Source organism: Janthinobacterium sp. GL_088, assembly GCF_057837845.1.
In genome coordinates, this window is sequence record NZ_CM174453.1 from 1,096,025 (window position 1) to 1,118,544 (window position 22,520).

General features: G+C 63.6%; 16 protein-coding genes. 11 read left to right on the top strand and 5 right to left on the bottom strand.

What is annotated here, in order from left to right:
* The first annotated feature begins 14 nt into the window (after positions 1-14).
* From AC3IQ7_RS04950 to AC3IQ7_RS04975, 6 genes are all read left to right on the top strand, one after another.
* Complete coding sequence (locus AC3IQ7_RS04950; protein ID WP_008445162.1) at positions 15-248, top strand: helix-turn-helix domain-containing protein; 234 nt, start codon at positions 15-17, stop codon at positions 246-248.
* Positions 249-355: 107 nt separating this feature from the next.
* Positions 356-1,942 (top strand): bifunctional phosphoribosylaminoimidazolecarboxamide formyltransferase/IMP cyclohydrolase, encoded by a 1,587-nt coding sequence (purH, locus tag AC3IQ7_RS04955; RefSeq protein ID WP_489208505.1) that lies wholly within the window; start codon positions 356-358, stop codon positions 1,940-1,942.
* A gap of 98 nt (positions 1,943-2,040) precedes the next feature.
* Positions 2,041-2,580, top strand: coding sequence for a crossover junction endodeoxyribonuclease RuvC (gene ruvC, locus AC3IQ7_RS04960; protein WP_099379939.1), 540 nt, complete (start codon positions 2,041-2,043; stop codon positions 2,578-2,580).
* A 35-nt stretch (positions 2,581-2,615) separates the two neighbouring features.
* The gene (ruvA, locus tag AC3IQ7_RS04965) at positions 2,616-3,194 is read left to right on the top strand and encodes a Holliday junction branch migration protein RuvA (protein ID WP_099379938.1); all 579 of its coding nucleotides are present in this window, start codon (positions 2,616-2,618) and stop codon (positions 3,192-3,194) included.
* Between the two features lie 6 nt (positions 3,195-3,200).
* Positions 3,201-4,256 carry a Holliday junction branch migration DNA helicase RuvB gene (ruvB, locus tag AC3IQ7_RS04970; protein WP_489208506.1) on the top strand — a complete coding sequence of 352 codons (1,056 nt, stop codon included), beginning with the start codon at positions 3,201-3,203 and terminating at the stop codon, positions 4,254-4,256.
* Positions 4,257-4,288: 32 nt separating this feature from the next.
* Complete coding sequence (locus AC3IQ7_RS04975) at positions 4,289-4,765, top strand: YaiI/YqxD family protein (RefSeq protein ID WP_099380012.1); 477 nt, start codon at positions 4,289-4,291, stop codon at positions 4,763-4,765.
* Between the two features lie 41 nt (positions 4,766-4,806).
* On the opposite strand, the gene AC3IQ7_RS04980 is transcribed toward AC3IQ7_RS04975, so the two are convergent.
* The 4 genes from AC3IQ7_RS04980 to AC3IQ7_RS04995 form a co-directional block, all read right to left on the bottom strand.
* Entirely contained in the window at positions 4,807-5,946 is a 1,140-nt protein-coding gene (locus tag AC3IQ7_RS04980) for an OmpA family protein (RefSeq protein WP_489208507.1), read from the bottom strand.
* Positions 5,947-5,959: 13 nt separating this feature from the next.
* A complete protein-coding gene (locus AC3IQ7_RS04985; protein ID WP_489208508.1) occupies positions 5,960-7,477 on the bottom strand; it encodes an ice-binding family protein in 1,518 nt (505 codons plus the stop codon).
* 275 nt (positions 7,478-7,752) lie between these two features.
* Complete coding sequence (locus AC3IQ7_RS04990) at positions 7,753-8,208, bottom strand: DUF2147 domain-containing protein (RefSeq protein WP_489208509.1); 456 nt, start codon at positions 8,206-8,208, stop codon at positions 7,753-7,755.
* A gap of 115 nt (positions 8,209-8,323) precedes the next feature.
* A complete protein-coding gene (locus tag AC3IQ7_RS04995) occupies positions 8,324-11,131 on the bottom strand; it encodes a valine--tRNA ligase (RefSeq protein WP_099379934.1) in 2,808 nt (935 codons plus the stop codon).
* A gap of 170 nt (positions 11,132-11,301) precedes the next feature.
* On the opposite strand from AC3IQ7_RS04995, the gene AC3IQ7_RS05000 reads away from it, so the two are divergent.
* Together AC3IQ7_RS05000 and AC3IQ7_RS05005 are read left to right on the top strand one after the other, a co-directional pair.
* Complete coding sequence (locus AC3IQ7_RS05000) at positions 11,302-15,123, top strand: ankyrin repeat domain-containing protein (protein ID WP_489208510.1); 3,822 nt, start codon at positions 11,302-11,304, stop codon at positions 15,121-15,123.
* A 441-nt stretch (positions 15,124-15,564) separates the two neighbouring features.
* Positions 15,565-16,644, top strand: a complete 1,080-nt coding sequence (locus tag AC3IQ7_RS05005) for a porin (protein ID WP_489208511.1) — start codon at positions 15,565-15,567, stop codon at positions 16,642-16,644.
* Here AC3IQ7_RS05005 and AC3IQ7_RS05010 read toward each other — a convergent pair.
* Positions 16,641-18,725, bottom strand: a complete 2,085-nt coding sequence (locus tag AC3IQ7_RS05010; protein ID WP_099379931.1) for a putative bifunctional diguanylate cyclase/phosphodiesterase — start codon at positions 18,723-18,725, stop codon at positions 16,641-16,643. The genes AC3IQ7_RS05005 and AC3IQ7_RS05010 overlap by 4 nt on opposite strands.
* A 235-nt stretch (positions 18,726-18,960) precedes the next feature.
* On the opposite strand from AC3IQ7_RS05010, the gene AC3IQ7_RS05015 reads away from it, so the two are divergent.
* From AC3IQ7_RS05015 to AC3IQ7_RS05025, 3 genes are read left to right on the top strand one after another with little or no spacing between them, the layout of a single operon-like run.
* On the top strand, positions 18,961-19,701 hold the full coding sequence (locus AC3IQ7_RS05015) for a Crp/Fnr family transcriptional regulator (protein WP_099379930.1): 741 nt from the start codon (positions 18,961-18,963) through the stop codon (positions 19,699-19,701).
* A gap of 49 nt (positions 19,702-19,750) precedes the next feature.
* A complete protein-coding gene (locus tag AC3IQ7_RS05020) occupies positions 19,751-21,655 on the top strand; it encodes a hybrid sensor histidine kinase/response regulator (RefSeq protein ID WP_233516299.1) in 1,905 nt (634 codons plus the stop codon).
* A gap of 28 nt (positions 21,656-21,683) precedes the next feature.
* Positions 21,684-22,490 (top strand): response regulator, encoded by an 807-nt coding sequence (locus tag AC3IQ7_RS05025; protein WP_322429300.1) that lies wholly within the window; start codon positions 21,684-21,686, stop codon positions 22,488-22,490.
* The last annotated feature ends 30 nt before the right edge of the window (positions 22,491-22,520 follow it).

A 22,520-nucleotide genomic window follows, 5' to 3' on the forward strand; every position in this document is an offset into this window, starting at 1 on the left:
GTTGAAGCATAAAAATGAGCAAAGAAAGCATTCAGGAAGTCGTACAGAAAAGTCTAGAAGATTACTTCAATGACCTGGGCGAACAGCAAGCATCGAATATCTATGACATGGTCGTACTGACCGTGGAAAAGCCCATCCTGGAAGTCGTGATGACACGCGCCGATGGCAACCAGTCGCACGCCGCGCAGATGCTGGGCATCAACCGCAATACCCTGCGCAAGAAATTGCAGGAGCACGGTTTGCTGTAATGCCGGCATGCAAGTGACGCCAAGATTTGAATCCGCCGCAGCGGGCCCAGCCTGTTAGCTGACCGCTGCGCCATTCGCCAAGAACACTTAACCACCTAGCCACAGCCATGATCAAACAAGCTCTCCTCTCCGTTTCCGACAAGACCGGCGTTCTCGAATTCGCCCGCGCCCTGTCCGCCCTCGGCGTCAACCTCCTGTCCACGGGCGGCACCGCCAAATTGCTGGCAGACAACGGTGTTCCTGTGACGGAAGTTGCCGATTACACGGGTTTCCCGGAGATGCTCGATGGCCGTGTGAAAACCCTGCACCCGAAAGTGCACGGCGGTATCCTGGCGCGCCGCGATTTCCCTGAGCACATGTCGAAACTGGTCGAGCACGACATGCCGACCATCGACATGGTGGTGGTGAATCTTTACCCGTTCCAGGGCACGGTCGCCAAGGCCGATTGCACCCTGGAAGACGCGATCGAAAACATCGATATCGGCGGCCCGACCATGCTGCGTTCGGCTGCCAAGAACCACAAGGACGTGGTTGTCATTTGCGATCCGACCGACTACGACGCGGTGCTGGCGGAAATGCGCTCGGCCGACGGCAAGGCAGGCGACGTCAGCTATGACACCAAATTCATGCTGGCGAAAAAAGTCTTTGCGCACACGGCGCAATACGATGGCGCCATCACCAACTACCTGACCAGCCTGGGCCCGACGAAAGTGCACGCCGAGCGCGGCGCTTATCCGCAAATCCTGAACGTGGCCTTTGAAAAAGTGCAAGACATGCGCTACGGTGAAAACCCGCACCAGAGCGCCGCCTTCTACCGCGACCTCGTCACCACCGACGGCGCGCTGGCCAACTATCGCCAGCTGCAAGGTAAGGAATTGTCGTACAACAACATCGCCGACGCTGATGCGGCCTGGGAATGCGTGAAGAGCATGGGCGGCTTCGAGCAGAGCGCCGCTTGCGTCATCGTCAAGCACGCGAACCCATGCGGCGTGGCCCTGGGCAAGAATGCGGCGGAAGCGTATGCGCGCGCCCTGCAGACGGACCCGACCTCGGCATTTGGCGGCATCATCGCCTTCAACACGGAACTCGATGGCGCTACCGCCGGCGAAATCGCCAAGCTGTTCGTGGAAGTGCTGATCGCCCCGTCGTTCTCCGCCGAAGCGAAACAGATTCTGTCGAGCAAGCAAAACGTGCGCATGCTGGAAATCCCGCTGGGCAGCGGCGTGCATGCCATGGACTTCAAGCGCGTCGGTGGCGGCTTGCTGGTGCAATCGCCTGACGCGAAAAACGTCGGTATCGGCGACTTGCGCGTGGTCAGCAAGCTGCAGCCAACGCCGCAGCAACTGGCCGATCTGATGTTCGCCTGGAAAGTGGCGAAATTCGTCAAGTCGAACGCCATCGTCTTCTGCGGCAATAACATGACCCTGGGCGTGGGCGCAGGCCAGATGAGCCGTATCGACTCGGCCCGCATCGCTTCCATCAAGGCGCAAAACGCCGGCCTGAGCCTGACCGGTTCCGTGGTGGCGTCGGACGCCTTCTTCCCGTTCCGCGACGGCCTCGACGTCGTCGTCGACTCGGGCGCAACCTGCGTGATCCACCCGGGCGGCTCCATGCGCGACCAGGAAGTGATCGATGCGGCGGACGAGCGCGGCGTCGTAATGCTTTATACCGGAACGCGTCACTTCCGTCATTGATCTGGAACAGGCCGGGATTCCATACTCGGCCAGCAGTAACTCAGCGGCAGGCACCGGTTATTCACCGGTGCCTGCCGTATTCATTATAGAATCTGGCGATGATTATTCTTGGCATCGATCCTGGCCTGCGCACGACCGGCTTTGGGGTCATTGAAAAACACGGCAACAAGCTGCGCTATATCGCTTCGGGTACCGTCAAGACGGGTTCCGAAGGGGAATTGCCGCCGCGCCTGAAGATCATCCTACAGGGCGTGAGCGAAATCGTCGGCACCTACCAGCCCGATTGCGCGGCCATCGAAAAAGTGTTTGTCAACGTCAATCCCCAATCGACCTTGCTGCTGGGCCAGGCGCGTGGCGCGGCCATTTGCGCGCTGGTCAACGCCGACCTGTCGGTGGCCGAATACACGGCGCTGCAAGTGAAACAGGCCGTCACGGGCCATGGCAAGGCAGCCAAGGAGCAGGTGCAGGACATGGTGTCCCGGCTGCTGTCCTTGCCTGGCTTGCCTGGCACGGATGCGGCCGATGCCCTGGGCGTGGCTATTTGCCACGCCAACAGCCTCGACGCGCTGGCCATGCTCGGCGCGCTGGCGCCGCAACTGCAGGGCTTGCGCATGAAGCGCGGCCGCCTCGTTGGATAAGGCATCACTCTGAAATTTAACATTAGGAACACGCGATGATAGGCCGTCTCTCCGGTATTTTGCTTGAAAAGAATCCGCCACAATTGCTGGTCGATTGCCAGGGCGTCGGCTATGAAGTCGACGTGCCGATGAGCACCTTTTACAACTTGCCCCACGTGGGTGAAAAAGTCGTGCTGTTCACGCACCAGGCCATCCGCGAAGATGCGCATTTGCTGTTTGGCTTTGGCAATACGGCCGAGCGGGCCGTATTCCGCCAGTTGATCAAGATCACGGGCGTGGGCGCGCGCATGGCCTTGTCGATTCTCTCCGGCATGACGATCGCCGACCTGGCCCAAGCCATTACCCTGCAGGATTCTGGCCGCCTCGTGAAAGTGCCCGGCATCGGCAAGAAGACGGCCGAACGCCTGCTGCTGGAATTGAAAGGCAAGCTGGGGGCCGATATCGGCGCCGGCGGCGCGCATGCGGCGCCGGATGCGCAATCGGACATTTTGAATGCCCTGGTCGCGCTCGGCTATTCGGACAAGGAAGCGCTGGCCGCCGTGAAAAACGTGCCGGCAGGCACCGGCGTGTCGGACGGCATCAAACTGGCGCTGAAAGCGCTGTCGAAAGGCTGATAGGGCATGAGCATCCAGACCGACAGCTTCACGGAACAGCGCATCATCGACGCGGCGCCCATCTCGCACAACGAAGAGGCCATCGAACGGGCCTTGCGTCCGAAGCAGCTCGACGAGTATGTGGGGCAGGAAAAGATCCGCGACCAGCTGGAAATCTTCATCACGGCCGCGCGCCAGCGCAAGGAAGCGCTCGACCATACTTTGTTGTTCGGTCCGCCGGGCCTGGGCAAGACGACCCTGGCGCACATCATCGCGCGCGAAATGGGCGTCAATTTGCGCCAGACTTCCGGCCCCGTGCTGGAACGCCCGGGCGACCTGGCGGCGATCTTGACGAACCTGGAAGCGAACGACGTCCTGTTCATCGATGAAATCCACCGGCTGTCGCCCGTCGTGGAAGAAATTCTGTATCCGGCGCTTGAGGATTATCAGATCGATATCATGATCGGCGAAGGCCCGGCCGCCCGTTCCGTGAAACTCGATCTGCAACCGTTTACATTGGTGGGCGCCACCACGCGCGCCGGCATGCTGACCAACCCGCTGCGCGACCGCTTCGGCATCGTCGCGCGCCTGGAGTTCTACAACACGGGCGAACTGACGAAGATCGTCACGCGCAGCGCGGCCTTGCTGAAAGCACCGATCGACCCGGAAGGCGCGCACGAGATCGCCCAGCGCGCGCGCGGCACGCCCCGCATCGCCAACCGCCTGCTGCGTCGCGTGCGCGATTTCGCGGAAGTCAAAAGCAATGGCGAGATCACCAAGGTGGTGGCCGACCGCGCGCTGGCCATGCTCGACGTCGATTCCGCTGGCTTTGACGTGATGGACCGCAAGCTGCTCGAAGCCGTGCTGTTCAAGTTCGGCGGCGGCCCCGTCGGCATTGGCAACCTGGCGGCTGCTATCGGCGAGGTGGCCGATACCATCGAAGACGTGCTGGAACCGTATCTGATCCAGCAAGGCTTTTTGCAGCGCACGCCGCGTGGCCGTGTCGCCACGCCAGCCGCCTACCTGCACTTCGGCGTCAGCGCGCCGCGCATGGGTCCTGGCGGCGAAGCGTGGGAACTGTGATGGCGGACGGCAGCCAGCAGGCCACGCCGGGGATGCAGATCTGGATCGACGCCGATGCCTGTCCCGTTGTCATCAAGGAAATTTTGTATAGAGTCGCCGACCGCCTGGAGTTGCCCTTGACCCTGGTCGCCAACCAGGGCTTGCGCGTGCCGCCCTCGCGTTTCATCCGTACCGTGCAAGTGCCGTCCGGCGCCGACGTGGCCGACCAGGAAATCGTGCGCCTGTTGAATCCTGGCGACCTCGTCATCACGGGCGACATCCCGCTGGCCGCCGACGTGCTGACCAAGGGCGGTTTTGCGCTGAACCCGCGCGGCGAGTTTTACACGAAGGATAATATCGCCCAGCAACTGACGATGCGCGCCTTCATGGAAGAATTGCGCAGCGGCGGCGTCGACACGGGCGGCCCGGCCGCCTTCAGCCAGTCCGACCGGCAGCAGTTCGCCAACAGCCTGGACCGGCATCTGAGCAAGCATCACCGCAAGCCGGCGGCGGTCTTGCGCCAGACGTAAAAAAACCGGCGCAAGCCGGTTTTTTTACGCGTCAGTTTGATCTAGCGCAGCACTTTTCTTGTGCCCACCACTTCCACCGTCACGCGGCGGTTCTTGGCGCGGCCGGCGGCACTCGTGTTGTCGGCCACGGGCTGCGTTTCTCCCTTGCCTTCCGTGTAGACGCGGTTCGTTTCCACGCCTTGCGCCACCAGATAGGCCTTGACGGCTTCGGCGCGGCGCTGCGACAGTTTCTGATTGTAGGCGTCCGGGCCGACGGCATCCGTATGGCCGACCGTGACGATGACTTCCAGATCCATGCCCTTCAACTGACCGAGCAACTGGTCCAGCGCCGCCTTGCCTTGCGGCTTGAGCGTCGATTGATCGAAATCAAACAATGCCTCCGAAGCAAACGACACTTTTTCCGCCACGGGCACCGGTGCGGGCTTGGCTTCGATCAGCGGCGCCGGCATCGCGACGACCGGGGCGACTTCGGGCGCCGGCTGGTAGGCGGGCGCGGCGCTGGTCGGGCGGCCCAGCTTATACACGAGGCTGACGGAATACAGGTCCGCATCGCCGCGGTTGCCGACGGCGTCGTTCAGGCGATAACGCTCGACTTCGCCGCGCAAGGCCAGCGCTTCGCTGAACTTGTATTCCAGGCCCAGGCCCAGCTTGGCGTTGAGCTTGCGCTCGCTGGCATGCATATTGGTCGAACCCAGCAGGCGATTGCCGCTGAACTCCGTGTTGGTCTTGGTGTAGTGCATGCCGACACGGCCCAGCAGGGACAAACGCTGCGACAGCGGCAGCTGGCCCAGCAAGTCCAGGTTCACGCCGCGAAAGGCCGCTTGACCGTTCAGCACGCCGTTGCCGCTGGTGGTCGACTGGAAATCGAACTTGCCCAGGTCAAAGTAGCCCGCTTCCACGGCGACATACTGGTTCAGTTGCCGTCCGACAAACAGTTTATAGCCGGTATCGCGCTGGTCCTTGCTGAAACCGGTGACGGTTTCGCCGTTGGCGGCCAGGCTGGCGCGCAGGCGCGGCTCGTCGATGGTGGCGCGCGACTGGCCCACGCCCGCGCCGATATACCAGGCGCTGTTGGCCCAGTCCGGGTTGATGAACGTGTTGTCCTGCGCTTGCGCCGATTGGGCTGCCAGCAAGGCGCCGGTGATGACGCTCAGGGCGCCCAGTGTGTGTGCGATAGTCATGGTCATGTCCCGGTTACTTGGTGATCTGGTTGTTGCGCAGGGTAACGGCGGCAGCCGTCAGCACGCGGCCATTGAGCAGGGTCGTGTTGTCGCCCACCGTGATGGCGGCCGACTGGCCCAGGATATTGCCCTTGAAGACGCTGTTCGCGGCCAAGGTGGTGGGGCCGACGGGCAGCCAGCTGACGTTGTCGGCCGTGGCGCCATTGTTCAGGGCAACTACCGAATTGACGGTCGAATCGAGCGTCAATGCCGTGCGGAAGATGTACACGCCGGGACCGTTCAGTGTCAGGCTACCCGTGATGCTGATGGCGCCCGCGTAGCAATACACGCCGGGTCCGAAGGTCTGGCCACCGAGGTCGATGCCGCCGGCAAAGCTGACGTCGCAGGTACGGCTGTTGCCGTCCGTGATCGCCGCTTGCAGATCCGTCATGGCACCGGCCAGGATGGCACCTGACTTGTAGTTGGTAAAGCCGGCCGCCTGGGTCGGATCGGTGGTCTGCGACGGCGCACCGACGTCGCCCGTGATCAGGGTCGTCCCGCCCGAATTATTCGTGATCGAAGTGCCGGCCAGCACGCCGAACGGTGCCGCGCGGCCCAGGATGATCGGGTTCAGGACGGGCGGGATGGCGACGGCCGTGACGGTCAGCAGCGCGCTGCCCGACTGGCCGCCGGCTGTGGCCGTGATGCTGCTGGTGCCGACGGCGATGCCGGTAGCGACGCCCGTGTTCAGCACGCTGGCGTTGGCAACGGTGCCTGACGTCCAGATGGCGCCGTTGGTGATGATGGCGTTCGAGCTGTCCGAATACGTTGCGGTGGCAATGAACTGTTGCGTGGCGCCGACAGCGATGCTGGCGGTGGCTGGCGTGACGGCGATGCTGACGATGGTGGCAGCAGGCACGGTGGCGGTGGTGCTGGCCGTCTTGCCGTTGAAGCTGGCATTCATGACGCTGCTACCAAAGGCAACGCCGGTAACCAGGCCGCCGCTGGCGACCGTGGCGACAGCGGGCGTAGCAGAAACGAAGCTGCTGCCGGCCGTGACGTCAGCGGTGCTGTTATCCGAATACGTGGCAAGCACGGCCAGCTGGCGCGTCGCGGCGACGGGGATGATGGGGTTCTGCGGCGCGACGGCGATCGACAGCAAGGTCGCAGGCGTGACGGTCAGCACGGCGCTGACGCTCTTGCCGCCAAACGCGGCGCTGATGCTGCTGCTGCCGGCAGCGATGCCGGTGCTCAAGCCTGTGGCGGCATTGACGGTCGCGCTGGCCGGCGTGGCCGACGTCCAGGCCGACTTGGCGCTGACGTCTTGCGAGGAGCCGTCGCTATACGTGGCGATGGCCGTGAATTGCTGGCCCGCGCCGATGGCGACCGTGGCAGTGGCTGGCGTGACGGCCAGGCTGGACAGCGTAGCGCCCGGCAAGCCGAGGATGGGATCGCGCCCCTGGTCACCGCCGCCGCAGCCGGCGAGGGCGGCCATGGCCAGCAGACCTGCCGAGACGAGCAGCGGGTTCAGATATCGCTTGAAGAGATTCATAGTGTTCCTTTGTGCATGGCAGTCATTGCCGGGCATCCGCGGATGAGGTCATCCGGCAGAGCCATGCCGCCCGTCGCTACAGGCGATGGCGTCACAGGCATGCACTATTTCATTTAGGAAACTTCAAGTATGTTCGGTGGCGCGCATAGCTTGTCTTAGACTGGAAATGGGTTCCAAAGGGTGCGATTCGGCCTGAAAAACAACGGCCGTGTGCGGAGCGCAGGCGCAAAAAAGCCGGCGCAGGGCCGGCTTCATCAGGGCAGGGCGTGCGTCGCTTACTCTTCGCGCACCCACGTCTGCGAGCGGCCAAACATCGGCACGCCGACATAGCCGCGCACTTGCAGCTTGGTGCCGCCTTCCTGCAGTTCGGCCTTGCTCTTGTAGACCTTGCCGCTGGCCGGGTCCGTGATTTCACCGCCTGTCCATGCATCGCCGTCTTTTTTCAAACCCGTCAGGATGACCAAGCCGATGATGGGCTGGTCCTTGTTGGCGCCCGTGCACTTGTCGCACTTGGGGTTCTGATCTTCATTCGGGCCACGGAACAGCTTTTCGATCTTGCCTTGCAAGACGCCATTGTTTTCCGTGATGACAACGAGGGATTTCGGCTTGCCGCTGGCGTCGTCGATAGTTTTCCACGTACCCACGGGGGTGTGGTTATCGTCGCGCGCGGTGGCGCTGCCGGCGATGGCCAGGGCGGCCACCAGTACACTTGCTTTGAATATTTTATGCATCGCTAGTCTCCATTGGTTTTTTTGATCGGATCACGAACAGTGTGTATACCAAGGCAAGACCAGCGGTATTGCGCGGCGTCACGGGGGACGGCCGCGCAATCCTTCCAAACTTGCCTTATGCGCTGGCTAGTTTAGCAAACTGTTCGCGCAATTTTTCAATTGTGGCCGAAAAACTGAGCAAACGCTCGTTTTCTTGCGCAACGATGGCGGCAGGGGCGCGCGCGACGAAGCTTTCATTGCCTAATTTGCTATTTACTTTGGCAATTTCCGCTTCGATGCGGGCGATTTCCTTGCCCAGGCGCTCGCGTTCGGCCGCCACGTCGATTTCCACTTTCAGCATCAGCTTGGTGGTGCCGACGATGGCGACGGCCGCTGGCGAGTCCGGCAGCGCATCGACGATCTGCACGTCGGCCAGCTTGCCCAGCGACTGGATGTACGGTGCGTACGACGCCAGTGCTTCTTTCTCGCTGGCATTGCCCGCTTCGACGATCAGCGGCACGCGCACGGAAGGCGAGATTTGCATTTCGCCGCGCAGGTTGCGCGTCGCATCCGTCAAGGCTTTCAGCTGCTGCATCCACGCTTCGGCCGACTCATCGATCTTGTCGGTGTTGGCGATCGGATACGGTTGCATCATGATCGAATCGCCTTCCGCCTTCAATGTCTTGCCGGCCAAAGGCGCCACGGTTTGCCACAGGGCTTCCGTGACGAACGGAATGATCGGATGGGCCAGGCGCAGCACGACTTCCAGCACGCGCAGCAGGGTGTGACGGGTGGCGCGCTGCTGGCCTTCCGTGCCCTGTTGTACTTGCACCTTGGCCACTTCCAGGTACCAGTCGCAATACTCGTCCCAGACGAATTTGTAGATCGATGCGGCGATATTGTCGAAACGGAAGTCTTCAAAGCCCTTGGCCACGTCCAGTTCCGCCTTTTGCAGCAGGGAAATGATCCACTTGTCCGCTTGCGACAGGTCGGCGTCGTTCGGCGTGCAATCCTTGCCTTCCGTATTCATCATGACGAAACGGGTGGCGTTCCACATCTTGTTGCAGAAGTTGCGGTAGCCTTCGCAGCGGCCCAGGTCGAAATTGATGTTGCGGCCCAGCGAGGCATAGCTGGCCATGGTGAAGCGCACGGCGTCCGTGCCGTAGGCCGAAATGCCTTCCGGGAATTCCTTGCGCGTCGCCTTGGTGATTTTTTCCGCGTCGCGCGGGTTCATCAGGCCCGTGGTGCGCTTGACGATCAAGCCTTCCAGGTCGATGCCGTCGATCAGGTCGATCGGGTCCAGGGTGTTGCCTTTCGACTTGGACATTTTCTGTCCCGTCGAATCGCGCACCAGGCCGTGCACGTAGACGGTTTCAAACGGCACCTTGCCCGTGAAGTGCGCCGTCATCATGACCATGCGCGCTACCCAGAAGAAGATGATGTCGAAACCCGTCACCAGCACGGACGATGGCAGGAACGCCTTCATGTCCGGCGTTTCTTCCGGCCAACCCATGGTCGAGAACGGCACCAGGGCGGACGAGAACCACGTGTCGAGCACGTCGTCGTCGCGCTTCAACGGGCCCGTGCTGCCGGCCGCCTGCGCCTTGGCTTGTGCCTCGGCTTCCGTCTTGGCAACGAAGATATTGCCGGCGTCGTCGTACCACGCCGGGATTTGATGGCCCCACCACAGCTGGCGCGAGATGCACCAGTCCTGGATGTTGTTGAGCCATTGGTTGTAGGTGGTGCTCCAGTTTTCCGGCACGAACTTGATTTCGCCGTTGGCGACCTTGTCCAGCGCCGTTTCGGCGATCGATTTGCCTGGGAAGAAGGTGCCTTCCGGGGCCGGTTTGCTCATGGCGACAAACCACTGGTCCGTCAGCATCGGCTCGATGACGACGCCCGTGCGGTCGCCGCGCGGCACCATCAGTTTATGCGGCTTGACTTGCTCGAGCAAACCTTGCGCGTCGAGGTCGGCGACGATCTGCTTGCGCGCGGCAAAGCGGTCCATGCCGCGGTAGGCTTCGGGCGCGTCGTCGGTGATCTTCGCGTCCAGGGTCAGGATGACGATCTGTGCCAGTTTATGGCGCTGGCCGACGGCGTAATCGTTCATGTCGTGCGCAGGAGTAATCTTGACGCAGCCCGTGCCGAATTCCTTGTCGACGTATTCGTCGGCGATGATGGGGATTTCGCGGTCGCTCAAAGGCAGTTTCAGCATCTTGCCCACCAGCGGCAGATAGCGCTCGTCCGTCGGATCGACGGCCACGGCCACATCGCCCAGCATGGTTTCAGGACGGGTGGTGGCCACCGTCAGGAAACCGCTGCCGTCGGCCAGCGGGTACTTGATGTACCACATGGAACCGTCCTCTTCCTCGGACACCACTTCCAGGTCGGATACAGCCGTGCCCAGCACGGGGTCCCAGTTGACCAGGCGCTTGCCGCGGTAGATCAGGCCTTGCTCGAACAGGCGCACGAAGACGTCGGTGACGACTTTCGAGCGCGGCTCGTCCATCGTGAAGTATTCGCGCTTCCAGTCGGCCGAGGCGCCCAGGCGGCGCATCTGGCCGGTGATGATGGAACCGGATTTTTCTTTCCATTCCCACACTTTTTCCACGAATTTCTCGCGGCCCAGGTCATGACGCGAAATCTTTTGCGCGTCCAGCTGGCGTTGCACGACGATTTGCGTGGCGATGCCCGCGTGGTCGGTGCCGGGAATCCAGGCCGTGTTGTGGCCCAGCATGCGGTGGTAACGGGTCAGGCCATCCATGATGGTCTGGTTGAACGCATGGCCCATGTGCAGGGTGCCGGTGACGTTCGGCGGCGGCAACTGGATGCTGAAGGAAGGTTTTCCGGCATCGAGGGTGGCGGTGAAGTAACCGCGCTGTTCCCACTCGGTGCGCCAGAATTGTTCAATGTCGGCGGGCTCGAAAGACTTGGCTAATTCCATGATTTGGCGTGTGATTGGCAAAAGGAACCATTATAAGGGGTGCATAAAGCATGCGCAGCAAATAGCGGGCCTGGATGACCCGAAAAGCCGCGCACAATTGCGCAATATTGCTGCATTGTATTTTTTCTAAGCTATCATCTTTGCAACATTATTTGAAAGCTTAGGCAATCATGAAAAAATTGTGGCAATTGGCCGTGCTCGGCGCAGGATGGGCTGCCGGTGGCGCGTGCGCCGGCGTTCCGGAAGGAATGGCGTCTTTCCAGCGCGGGCGCTGCGTTGACGCCGTGGCCCAATTGCGCGGACCTGCGCTGGGCGGCAATATCAAGGCGCAAAAGGTTCTCGGCGATATCTACGCGGGCGCGGAGCGGTGTTCGGATGTGGCGCGCAGCGATGCCGATGCCGTGCGCTGGTATCTGCTGGCGGCCAAGCGCGGCGACCGCGTTGCTCAGGAGGAACTTGTTTCTCTGTATACGATCATGTTGGGCAGCATGCGCAATCCCGCGCGCGCGCTGCCCTGGCTGCGCAGCCTGGCGTCGCAGGGCGCCGGCGAGCCGATGGCCCAAATGGCGAAAATGTATGAACAGGGCGAAGGCGTGCCGGCCGACAAGGTGTTGTCGTATGCGCTCAGACTGCTGGCGCTGCAGGACAAGGAATGGCGCGGCGCGGCCGAGCTGGAAAGGTATCTGCCGGCACGCCGCAACGCGATGTCGCCGGACCAGGTCGACGAAGCCGTGCGCCTGGCCGGCCTTTGGCGGCGCGGCATGCCCTTGCCGGCGACGTCGCTGACGGGGCGGCGCTCGCCGCAGGACTGGTACCTCCGCGCCGCCGAGGGCGGCGACATGGACGCCGCCTACCAGCTGGGCATGCTGTGTTGCAACGGAGCAGACGGCCTGGATGAAATGCAGGCCGCCCGCTGGCTGCGCAAGGCGGCCGAAAGCGGCAACGCCAAGGCCCAGTTGCAACTGGTCAAGGTGTACGGCATGGGTTGGGGCGTGCCGCAGGACTATGTGCTCGCCTCCATGCTGAGCCAGCTGGCGGCGGCGGGCGGGGAGCCGGGGGCCGCCGCCAGCGTGGCAGGCTGGGCAAAGGCGATGAACGCGGCGCAAAACGCCGAGGCGGATCAGCTGGCGCGGGCGTGGAAGGTGGGCATGCCGCTGCCGCAGGTCTCGGTGCACGGCATGGAACGCATGATCCATTATGTGCGCGTGGCGCGCGACAAGCTGCCGCCGACGCCCGAAGTGCGGGCGCTGTTCGATGCCGCCAGCGAGGGCGATGAAGCCGCCTTCGGCCAGCTGCTCGCCGGCGTCGCCCTGCCGGGCGCCTACCGAAGCGGCTCGAGCACCCTGCTGCACACCTTGATCTTGCCCGCGTACAGCCTGGTCGAAGCCGAATCGGCATGGCAGAAGGCGCAGCCGCGTCTGGACGATCATCTGCTGCAACAAGTGCAGCGGCGGGCGCACCGCGAGGCGCAACGCGAGCGGCACGCGGCGCTGCTGCCGGCCAGGCTGCGCATGATGACGCTGCTGTTGCAGCGCGGCGTGCCGGTCGGCGAAGGCACCGGGGGCAATAGCGTCGCGCCCCTGCATCTGGCGGCCATGTACGGCAACGCCGCGATGGTGCGCCTGTTGCTGGCCCATGGCGCCGATGTGCGGCACTACGGCGCCGGAAATGAAACGCTGGCGCCGCTGGAATACGCGCTGCAGCAGGAAGACGCGGACATGCTGCCGGAATTGCTCGACGCGGATGAACGCACGGCAAACATGATCGCCTTGCTGGACGCTGGTTCGGGCCTGCCCTATCTGGTGGGTGACCAGCGCATGGCAGAGCTGCGCCAGGCAGAGAAAAAGACGGCGAAAGACGGCGCGGCGCCGCCAGCCGAACGGCCGCTGGCTGATCACATGCTCTGGGGGCGCTTGCTGGGCCTGACGCGCGGCACCGAAGTGCTCGATAAAATGCTGGCCACCGGCACCACGCCCGAGATCTACGAACAGGGCAAGTCGCTGTACGCCTACGCCGCCGAAGCGGGCAACGCCGGCGCGCTGGACTGGCTCAAGCAGCGCGTGCCCCGGCATGACGCGAAGGGAAAGGACCGCTGGCTCGACGCTGCGATGCGCGCCATGTACAACTACCAGCCGGCGTCCGAGGACGTGCTGCGCCAACTGGTGGTGTCCGGCATGCCATGGCAGCAAGTCGGACCCGCTGCCGAAGAGTCTTACCAGGGACAGCAGGCGGCGCTCGATTCGCGGCGTCTGGAAAAGGAGACACTGCTGTGGCATGCGGTGCGCAGCCAGCGGCACGACTGGGTCGCCCGCCTGGCCGCGATGGGCGCGCCCGTCGTCAGCGATGGCTATCGTCCGCCCTTGCTGGCGGCCGTCGAAAATAGTGACGCGGCGATGGTCAAGCTGCTGCTGGGCCTGGGCGCCGACCCGCTGGGCGGCGAGTTCCCCGTCTTGAGGATGGCGCTGAAACTGAAGCCGACGCCGGAAAACAATACCGTGCTGACCTTGCTGCTGGCGGCCGTTGCGGCGCGCCAGCCGCTGGCAGACATCAAGTGGTCGCCGCTGGACGAGGCGCTGCGTTCCGTGCGCGATGCGGCCGGCGTCGAGCGGGTACGCCTGATGCTGGCGGCCGGCCTGCCGGCCAGCCAGTTGGGCAACAACGCCGCCGTGCTCGCCGTACAGTCGCCGCAGCGCGCACTGGCGCCGCTGTTGCTGGAGCACGGCATGTTGCGGCGCGCCGACGGTGTGCGGCGCGCGCCGGGCGATGCGGTGGTGCTGCGGCAGGCGCTGCGGGCGCAGCGCGGCGATCTGCTGCCGCGTCTGCTGGACCTGGGGCTGGACCCGAACTGGCGCGGCGCCAATCAGAAGAGCGCGCTGGAGCAGGCCATCGTCAATGGCAATACCGAGGCCGTGCGCCTGTTCCTCGCGCGCGGCGCGCGGATCGATGACGGCACGGAGCACGCATGGGGTGGCGCGCTGGACCTGGCCGCCGCCAGTCTCAATACCGATATGCTGGCGCTCGTCACGCGCGACTGGACGCTGTCGCTGGACAAGGTCTGCCTGCCGGACACGCCGAACCTGATCGACATCGTCATGAACGCGTCCGATGCGTACTGGGACTTGCTGCTCAAGCATGGATTTTCCAGCGCGCCGCCGCAGTGCGAGCACGCCATGGCGCCGCGCCTGATCACCGCCTTTGCCGAGGAACCGGGGTTGATCCTGGCCGGCTGGCTGGGCCAGCGCTTTGCCGCGCGCCTGCCGCGCCTGGCTGGCAGCCTGCGGCAACTCGCGCCGCAGGACTGGAGCGCGCTGCGAGCCGCGGGACGCGCCGACATGCTGGCCATCCTGGCGGCCGGCGGCTGGCGGGTGCCGCCTGCGCAGCTTGCGGCTGCGCCCGCACACAAGGACAAGGCAGCCGACCTGGCGCTGCAACAGCGCTTGCCGGGACGCTACACCATGGGGCGCCGGACCGAGGTCGCGTCGCAGATCGTGCTGCGCGCCGACGGGCGTTTCAGTTATCAGATGGTGTACGGCGCCGATGAGCAAGCGGCGCAGGGACGCTGGTCGGTGCGGGACGGCGCACTGCTGCTGCAGGGCGACGGGAAGTCGCCCGACGCTCCCTTTGCGCTGTTGCCGCCGCGCTCCGGCGACACCACCACCGGCCCGGCCCGCATCATCGTCGAATATCGCAACGAGGCCGTGCCCGATATCGGCCTGGCGGCGCTCGGCGATGCACCCGCGTTTGCCAAAGGCGTCAGCGGGACACAGCCGTGGCAGGTGCCGTTTGCCGGGCCGCTGCGCCATCTGGCGCTGTCCCATCCGGAAGCGGGCTTTGCCACGGTAACGCTGCCGGCCCGTCAAGGCCTGTTGCGTTTTGCGCTGTATCCGCCGCGCTCGGGCATGCGTGATTTCCACGCCGTCATTGGCATCGAGGATGGCGCACTGGCCTGGGATCGCGACGGGCAAATGCTGTCATACGACAAGGTGAAGTGAACGCGGCCGTATGGCCGTGTTTTGGCGGCCTGGCGAGTCGTTTTCCCGCAACAGAACGGGGATAGGGGCGGCGCCGATGCTATAATGCCGGCCTCGGCGCTTCCTGCCTCATCCTTGCGGACGGCGCCAGCAGACGCGGTTGTATTCACGTTGCATATCCAGCACTCGTCCGCGTCTCAAGGCCAGCGCATCCGCGATGCCAGCCACCTTCAGAGCGTCCCCTTCGGGCCGGGCGCCTGAGCCACGCGCACCGCCAGCGGTGCACCATTCACGGCGGAATCAAAGCGGCGTCATTGCACGCCGCTGCCGCCACAGCTTCGCCAGGAATCACGTTGCCTGGCCAGTCGTCTTTCGATACGGCACTCCCCAGCGCGCCTTTGGCGCCTGTGGCTGCGCCATGGCCGCGCGCTTTCCCGGTTTTGCCTTGACAAGGAAACCAGCATGAAAAAAATCTCGATCACCGTCGGCCTTGTTTCGACCATCGCCACTATGGGCGCCTTGCCTGCCGCCCACGCCCAGTCGTCCGTCGACCCGTCTTCAGTCACCCCGTCGTCAGTCACCTTGTATGGCTTGATGGATGCGGGCCTGGTGCAGGAAGGCGGCGTCAGCAAGCTCACCAGCGGCGTCTCGGCCGGCTCGCGCCTGGGCTTGCGCGGCACGGAATCGCTGGGCAATGGCTTGCAAGCCGTGTTCACCCTGGAAGCGGGTGTCCTGAGCGACACGGGCCGCTCGGACCAGGCGGGCCAATTGTTCGGCCGCCAGGCGTTTGTCGGCCTCAACAGTCCGCTGGGCATGCTGACCGTGGGCCGCCAGTACAACCTGCAAAGCCAGGCGCTGACCGACGTGGCCGATCCATTCGAGGGCGGTCTGGCCGGCGCGGCGACCAACCTGGCCGGCTATTCGGCCACGCGCATCGACAATACCGTGCGCTATACCTCGCCGGAATGGCGCGGCGTGACGGCCACCGTCATGTATGGTACCGGCGAACACACGGCGATTGCGGCAGATCAACGTTCGCTGGGCCTGGCCCTCGGCTACGTCAACGGTCCATTGACCTTGCGCCTGGCGCGCCAGAGCCGTGCTGGCGAACCCGGCAAGGCCGACGTGAACAACACCATTCTGGCCGGCAATTACAACTTCGGCGTGGCCACGGCGTTTGCCGGTTATGGCCGCAACACGGGCGATGGCAGCAGCATGTTCTTTGCCGAGAATCCGTACGGCGCGGCGCAGGCGCCGGCCCAGTCCAGCGACAGCCGCGACGCCATCGTCGGCGTGTCCGTGCCGCTCGGCGCGACGACCTTGCTCGCCTCGTACGTCCACAAGGATGACCGCGATGCGGCCAACCGCGACGCGCAACAGCTGGCCATCGGCGCCACGTATGCTCTGTCCAAGCGCAGCAAGGTGTATGTTGCCTACGCGCATATCCGCAACCGCAACGACGCCGCCTACATGGTGGGTAATGCAACCGAAGTGGGCAGCGGCAACCGCGCCTTCAACGTCGGCCTGCGCCACGCGTTTTAAGCGGGCAGCATGCTGCCTTCGAGCAGCAATGTTTCGAATGCGTCGGCGGCCAGCGGTCGGCTGAACAAATAGCCCTGCATCTGGTCGCAGCCGTGCTGGCGCAGGAAGGCCAGTTGCTGCGCCGTTTCCACGCCTTCGGCGATGACTTTCAGGCGCAAGCTGTGCGCCAGCGAAATGATGGCGCGCACGATGGCCGCGTCATCGTCGCTGTGCGTGATGTCGCTGACGAAAGTTTTGTCGATTTTCAATACGTCGATGGGGAAGTGGCGCAGATAGGCCAGGCTGGAATAGCCGGTGCCGAAGTCATCGATGGACAGTTGCACGCCCAGCGCCTTCAGGTTGGCCATGATGGCCGTGGCTTGCTCCACGTCATGCATGACCATGCTTTCCGTCAATTCCAGTTCCAGGTGGGCCGCGGCGAGTCCCGTTTCCGCCAGTGCCTGCGCCACCGCGTGCAGCAGATTCTTTTGCTTGAATTGCCGCGCCGACAGGTTGACGGCCAGGCGCAGCGGGCCATGGCCGGCCAGTTGCCAAGCCCGTGCCTGCGCGCATGCCGTGCGCAGCACCCAGTCGCCGATGGGCGTGATCAAGCCCATTTCCTCGGCCAGGCCGATGAAACTGGCAGGCGGAATGCGTCCCAGCTGCGGATGTTGCCAGCGCAGCAGCGCTTCCATGCCCACCACTTCGCCGCTGGCCAGGTCCAGCTGGGGCTGGTATTCGAGGTGGAATTGCCCCCGCTCCAGGGCGTGGCGCAACTCGCTCTCCAGTCCCAGCCGTTCCAGGGTGCCCGCATTCATGCTCGAGGCATAGAATTGCCAGTGGCCCCGTCCCTGTTCCTTGGCGCGGTACATGGCGATGTCGGCGTGCTTGATCAGGGTGTCGGCATCGTCGCCATCGTCGGGATACACGGCCACGCCCATGCAGCAGCTGAGAAAAAATTCATATTCACCCAGTTGCAGCGGCTGCGCCACGGCGTCCAAGATGCGCTGCAGGATGGCCGCGCCCGGTTCGCCATTGCCATGCTGGGGCAGCAGCAGCACGAATTCATCGCCGCCCAGGCGCGCTACCGTGTCGACTTCGCGCGTCGCGTCGCGCAGGCGCTCGGCCACGCTTTTCAGCACCAGGTCGCCCGCATCGTGGCCCAGGGTATCGTTGACGAATTTAAAGCGGTCGAGGTCGATGAACACCACCCACAGGGGCAGCCCGCTGCGCCGCGTCACGGCCATCGCCTGCTCCAGCCGTTCGCGCAGCAGGGCCCGGTTGGCGAGGCCCGTCAGGATATCGTGCCGGGCCTGGAATTCCAGTTCCTGTTCGAAACGCATGACGGTGCTGATGTCGTATTGCGCCACGACAAAGTGGCTGAGTGCGCCATCGCCATCGTCGCGCACGGGGGCGACGAACAGCTCGCTCCAGTAGCAGCTGCCATCCTTGCGGAAATTGCGCACGATGGCCTTGCCTTCGCGCTGTTCGCGCAGGGCCGCCGTAATGGCGTGCATGTCTTGCCGGCCCTGCTCGGGACCCTGCAAGTCTTCCAGGCGCTGGCCGATGACTTCGCTTGCCGCATAGCCGGTGATGCGTTCGAAGGCGGGATTGACGTATTCGATCAGGTAGCCGGGCGCGTCGGCACTGCACAGGATGATGGCATTGGCCGACACTTCGATGATGCGTTCGCGCAAACGCAGCGACTTTTCATTGTGCATGCGCGCGGCGATGTCTTCGGACAGGCGCAAATTGGCAAACTGCAGCGCCGCCGTGCGCTCGCCCGTGATGCGGGCAATCACGGAATTGCGCGACACCAGCTGATACACATACGCGGCCGCCAGCAGGCTCGACAGCATTCCACCCAGCAGCACATACAGCGAGCCGCGATGGCTGGCGTCCAGGCCCATGCCTTTGGCCGGCAGCAGGGCGGCGCCCAAGGTGTGCCCGCTGGCGTGGTACTGCAGCAGCAGCCGGGCGCTTTCCGCTTCGATCTGGCGCGCAGAGGCGTAGCACAGGGCCGTCAGGCACAGTCCGCACGCCAGGGTGAGCAGGGCCGAAGTGGAAACGGAAATGGAGATGCGCTTGAAGAATGATTGCATGGTGAGTCCCGTGGCAGCGCCGGTGCCGATCCATGATCAGGCAGGCCGGGCAGTGACTGACTGTAGGGCGCATGGCGAAATGTCTCCGTTCGCTACCGAACGGACGGCCATGCCAGCAAGAAATATAGTCGGGGCACCGTGCCAGCGCTGTGTTACGCTGCACCACATGGCGGCCCTCGTTCGGACGCCTTTCATCGACCCCCTAGCTGACGACTGGAAACCAGGAAACCTGCCCATGTCGAGTCCGCATGCCCAGCTGCACAACCCGAATCAAAACCATTTGCTCGCCGCCATGCTCGACGCCGATTTCGCGCGCCTGGCCCCCCACCTGGAGCAAGTGTCGATGCTGCTCGGTGACGTGATCTACGATTCGGGCGACAAGCTGCAGCATGTGTATTTCCCCACCACGGCCATCGTTTCCATTCACTACCTGCTGGAAAACGGCGGCTCGTCGGAAATTGCCGGCGTCGGCAATGAAGGCGTCGTGGGCGTGTCGCTGTTCATGGGTGGCAATTCGACGCCGAGCCGCGCCGTCGTGCAGACGGGTGGCGTCGGCTACCGCCTGAAGGCGCATCTGCTGATGGAAGAATTCGACCGCGCCGGTCCCGTCATGCGCTTGCTGCTGCGCTATACGCAAGCCCTGATCACGCAAATGTCGCAGACGGCCGTGTGCAACCGCCACCATACGGTGGAGCAACAATTGTGCCGCTGGCTGCTGCTGACCATGGACCGCCTGCCGAACCGCGAGCTGACCATGACGCAGGAACTCATTGCCAACATGCTGGGCGTGCGCCGCGAAGGCGTGACGGAAGCGGCCGGGCGCCTGCAGACGCGCGGCTTCATCAGTTACCGGCGCGGCCATATTTCCGTGCTGGACCGCAGCGGCCTCGAAGGCCATGTGTGCGAATGCTATGGCGTGGTCAAAAAGGAATTCGCGCGCCTGCTGTCGGACGTGCGCCAGCGCCAGGCTTCTTGAGCACGGCACTCCCTCTTATTCTTATCGTTGTCACAGCCCGGGCTACCCCATGCAATCTGTCGAAAAAATTCCTCCGCGCGCACCGTCGCGCTGGCCCATGGCGCTGGCGTTTTCCTTCAGCGCCATCGTGCTGCTGGCCATCGGCCTGCTGGCCTGGCGCGCGCCGTTCGAGACGGCCTGCGCCATCGACGCGCTGGTCTTTTTGCTGCTGATGCTGCTCGTGGCGCTATACCGGCGCACCCTGGCGGCCAGCCTGCCGCGCCAGCTGCTCAAGGCGGGCGCCTTGCAGGATGCGATTTTCAACAGCGCCAATTTCTCCTGCATCGCCACCGATGCGCAGGGCGTGATCCAGATTTTCAATGTGGGCGCCGAACGCATGCTCGGCTATGAAGCGAGCGACGTGGTCGACAAGCTGACGCCGGCCGGCATTTCCGATGCGCAAGAAATCGTCGCGCGCGCGGCGGCCCTCAGTGCCGAACTCGACAGGGTCATCACGCCCGGCGTGGAAGCGCTCGTCTTCAAGGCCACGCGCGGCATCGAAGACATTTATGAACTGACCTACATCCGCAAGGATGGCAGCCGCTTCCCCGCCATCGTTTCCGTGACGGCCTTGCGCGACGTGCAGAACAAGGTCATCGGTTACTTGCTGATCGGCACTGACAATACGGCACGCAAGCAGGTCGAGGCGGAACAGGCGCTGCTGGACCAGCGCCTGCGCGAACAGCAGGCGTACACGCGCTCGCTGGTCGAGACCAACAATGCCGAACTGAAGAAGGCGCGCCTGGTGGCGGAAAAGGCCAACCGCGCCAAGTCCGAATTCCTGTCGAGCATGAGCCACGAATTGCGCACGCCCCTGAATGCCGTGCTGGGCTTTGCGCAGCTGATGGCGTCCGACGTGCCGCCGCCCACCGTGCCGCAACAACGCTCGATCGAACAGATCCTCAAGGGCGGCTGGTATCTCTTGCGTTTGATCAATGAAATCCTCGACCTGGCCATGATCGAATCGGGCAAGGTTACCTTGTCGCAGGAAGCGATGTCCCTGCTTGACGTGCTGCAGGATTGCCAGGCGATGATCGCGCCGCAGGCGGAAAAGCGCGGCATCAGCCTGCATTTCCCCCGCTGCGGCGAAGCCTATTTCGTGCATGCGGACCGCACGCGCGTGAAACAGGTGATGATCAACCTGTTGTCGAACGCCATCAAATACAACCAGGGTGGCGGTTCCGTCACTGTCGACTGCAGCCAGCGCGGCGCCAAGGTACGGGTCAGCGTGCGCGACAGCGGCGCCGGCCTCGATGCGGGACAGGTTGCCCAGCTGTTCCAACCCTTCAACCGCCTGGGACAGGAAAACAGCACGGAAGAGGGCACGGGCATCGGCCTCGTCGTCACCAAGCAGCTGATCGAATTGATGGGCGGCACCATCGGCGTCGACAGCACGGTCGGCGTGGGCACCACGTTCTGGTTCGAGCTGGCCGCCACCAGCGCGCCGGCACTGGTACTGGGGCGCGGCGACGCGCTGCCGCAGGTGCCGGAAGCGCAGGAAAGCCAGCGTACCTTGCTGTACGTGGAAGACAATCCCGCCAATCTGGCGCTGGTGGAGCAATTGATCGCCCGCCGCAGCGATTTGAAGTTGCTCACGGCCATCGATGCGCACCTGGGTATCGACCTGGCGCGCACGTATCAGCCGGACGTGATCTTGATGGACATCAACCTGCCCGGTATCAGCGGCTTCGGCGCCTTGCATATCCTGCACAACGACCCGCTCACCAGCCACATTCCCGTGATGGCGCTGTCGGCCAACGCCGTGCCGCGTGACATCGAGAAAGGCCTGGAAGCGGGTTTCTTCCGCTACCTGACCAAGCCGATCAAGGTCGTCGAATTCATGGATGCGCTCGATGTGGCCCTGCACCACGCGGCCGCGCTCGGCCTGGCCGATGACTCTCACGTAATACGCTAATTCAGCACTTATTTTTAGGAATACCGCCATGCTTCAAGCCACCGAGATCCTGAACGCCAGCATCCTCATCGTTGATGACCAGGAGGCGAACGTCATGCTGCTGGAACAGGTGCTGCGCAATGCCGGCTATACGCGCATCACGTCCACCATGGATCCGCAAGCCGTGCGCGCGTTGCACCAGCAGCACCGCTATGACCTGATCCTGCTCGACTTGCAGATGCCGGAAATGGATGGTTTTGAAGTCATGGAAGGCTTGCGCGACATCGAGGCGGGCAGCTATCTGCCCGTGCTGGTGATCACGGCACAGCCGGGCCACAAGCTGCGCGCGCTGCAGGCCGGCGCCAAGGATTTCGTCAGCAAGCCCTTCGACCTGGTGGAAGTCAAGACGCGCATCCATAACATGCTGGAAGTGCGCCTGCTGTACCAGAAGCTGGCCGAATACAACAAGTCGCTGGAGCAGATGGTGGAAGAGCGCACGGCGGAGTTGCGCGAAAGCGAAGCGCGTTTCCAGCGCTTCACGGAACTGTCGTCCGACTGGTACTGGGAGCAAGATGCGCAGGGTAACCTGACGCGCTTTTCCGGCCCCGTGGCTGAAATGCTGGGCATCGGCAGCGAGGAAGAGCCGCAGCGCTGGAACGCCACCGAGCGCGCCTTGCTCGATGCAAAAATCGCAGCGCGCGAACCGTTTCTCGATTTTATCTACAGCCGCGCCAACCTCGACGGCAGCACGCAGTACTTGCAGGTGAGCGGTGAACCGATGTTCGACACGGGCAGCCGCTTCATCGGCTACCGCGGCATCGGCCTCGATGTCACGGAGCGCCATCGCAGCGCCTGATTTATACTTGCTGCTATCCATATCCACAAG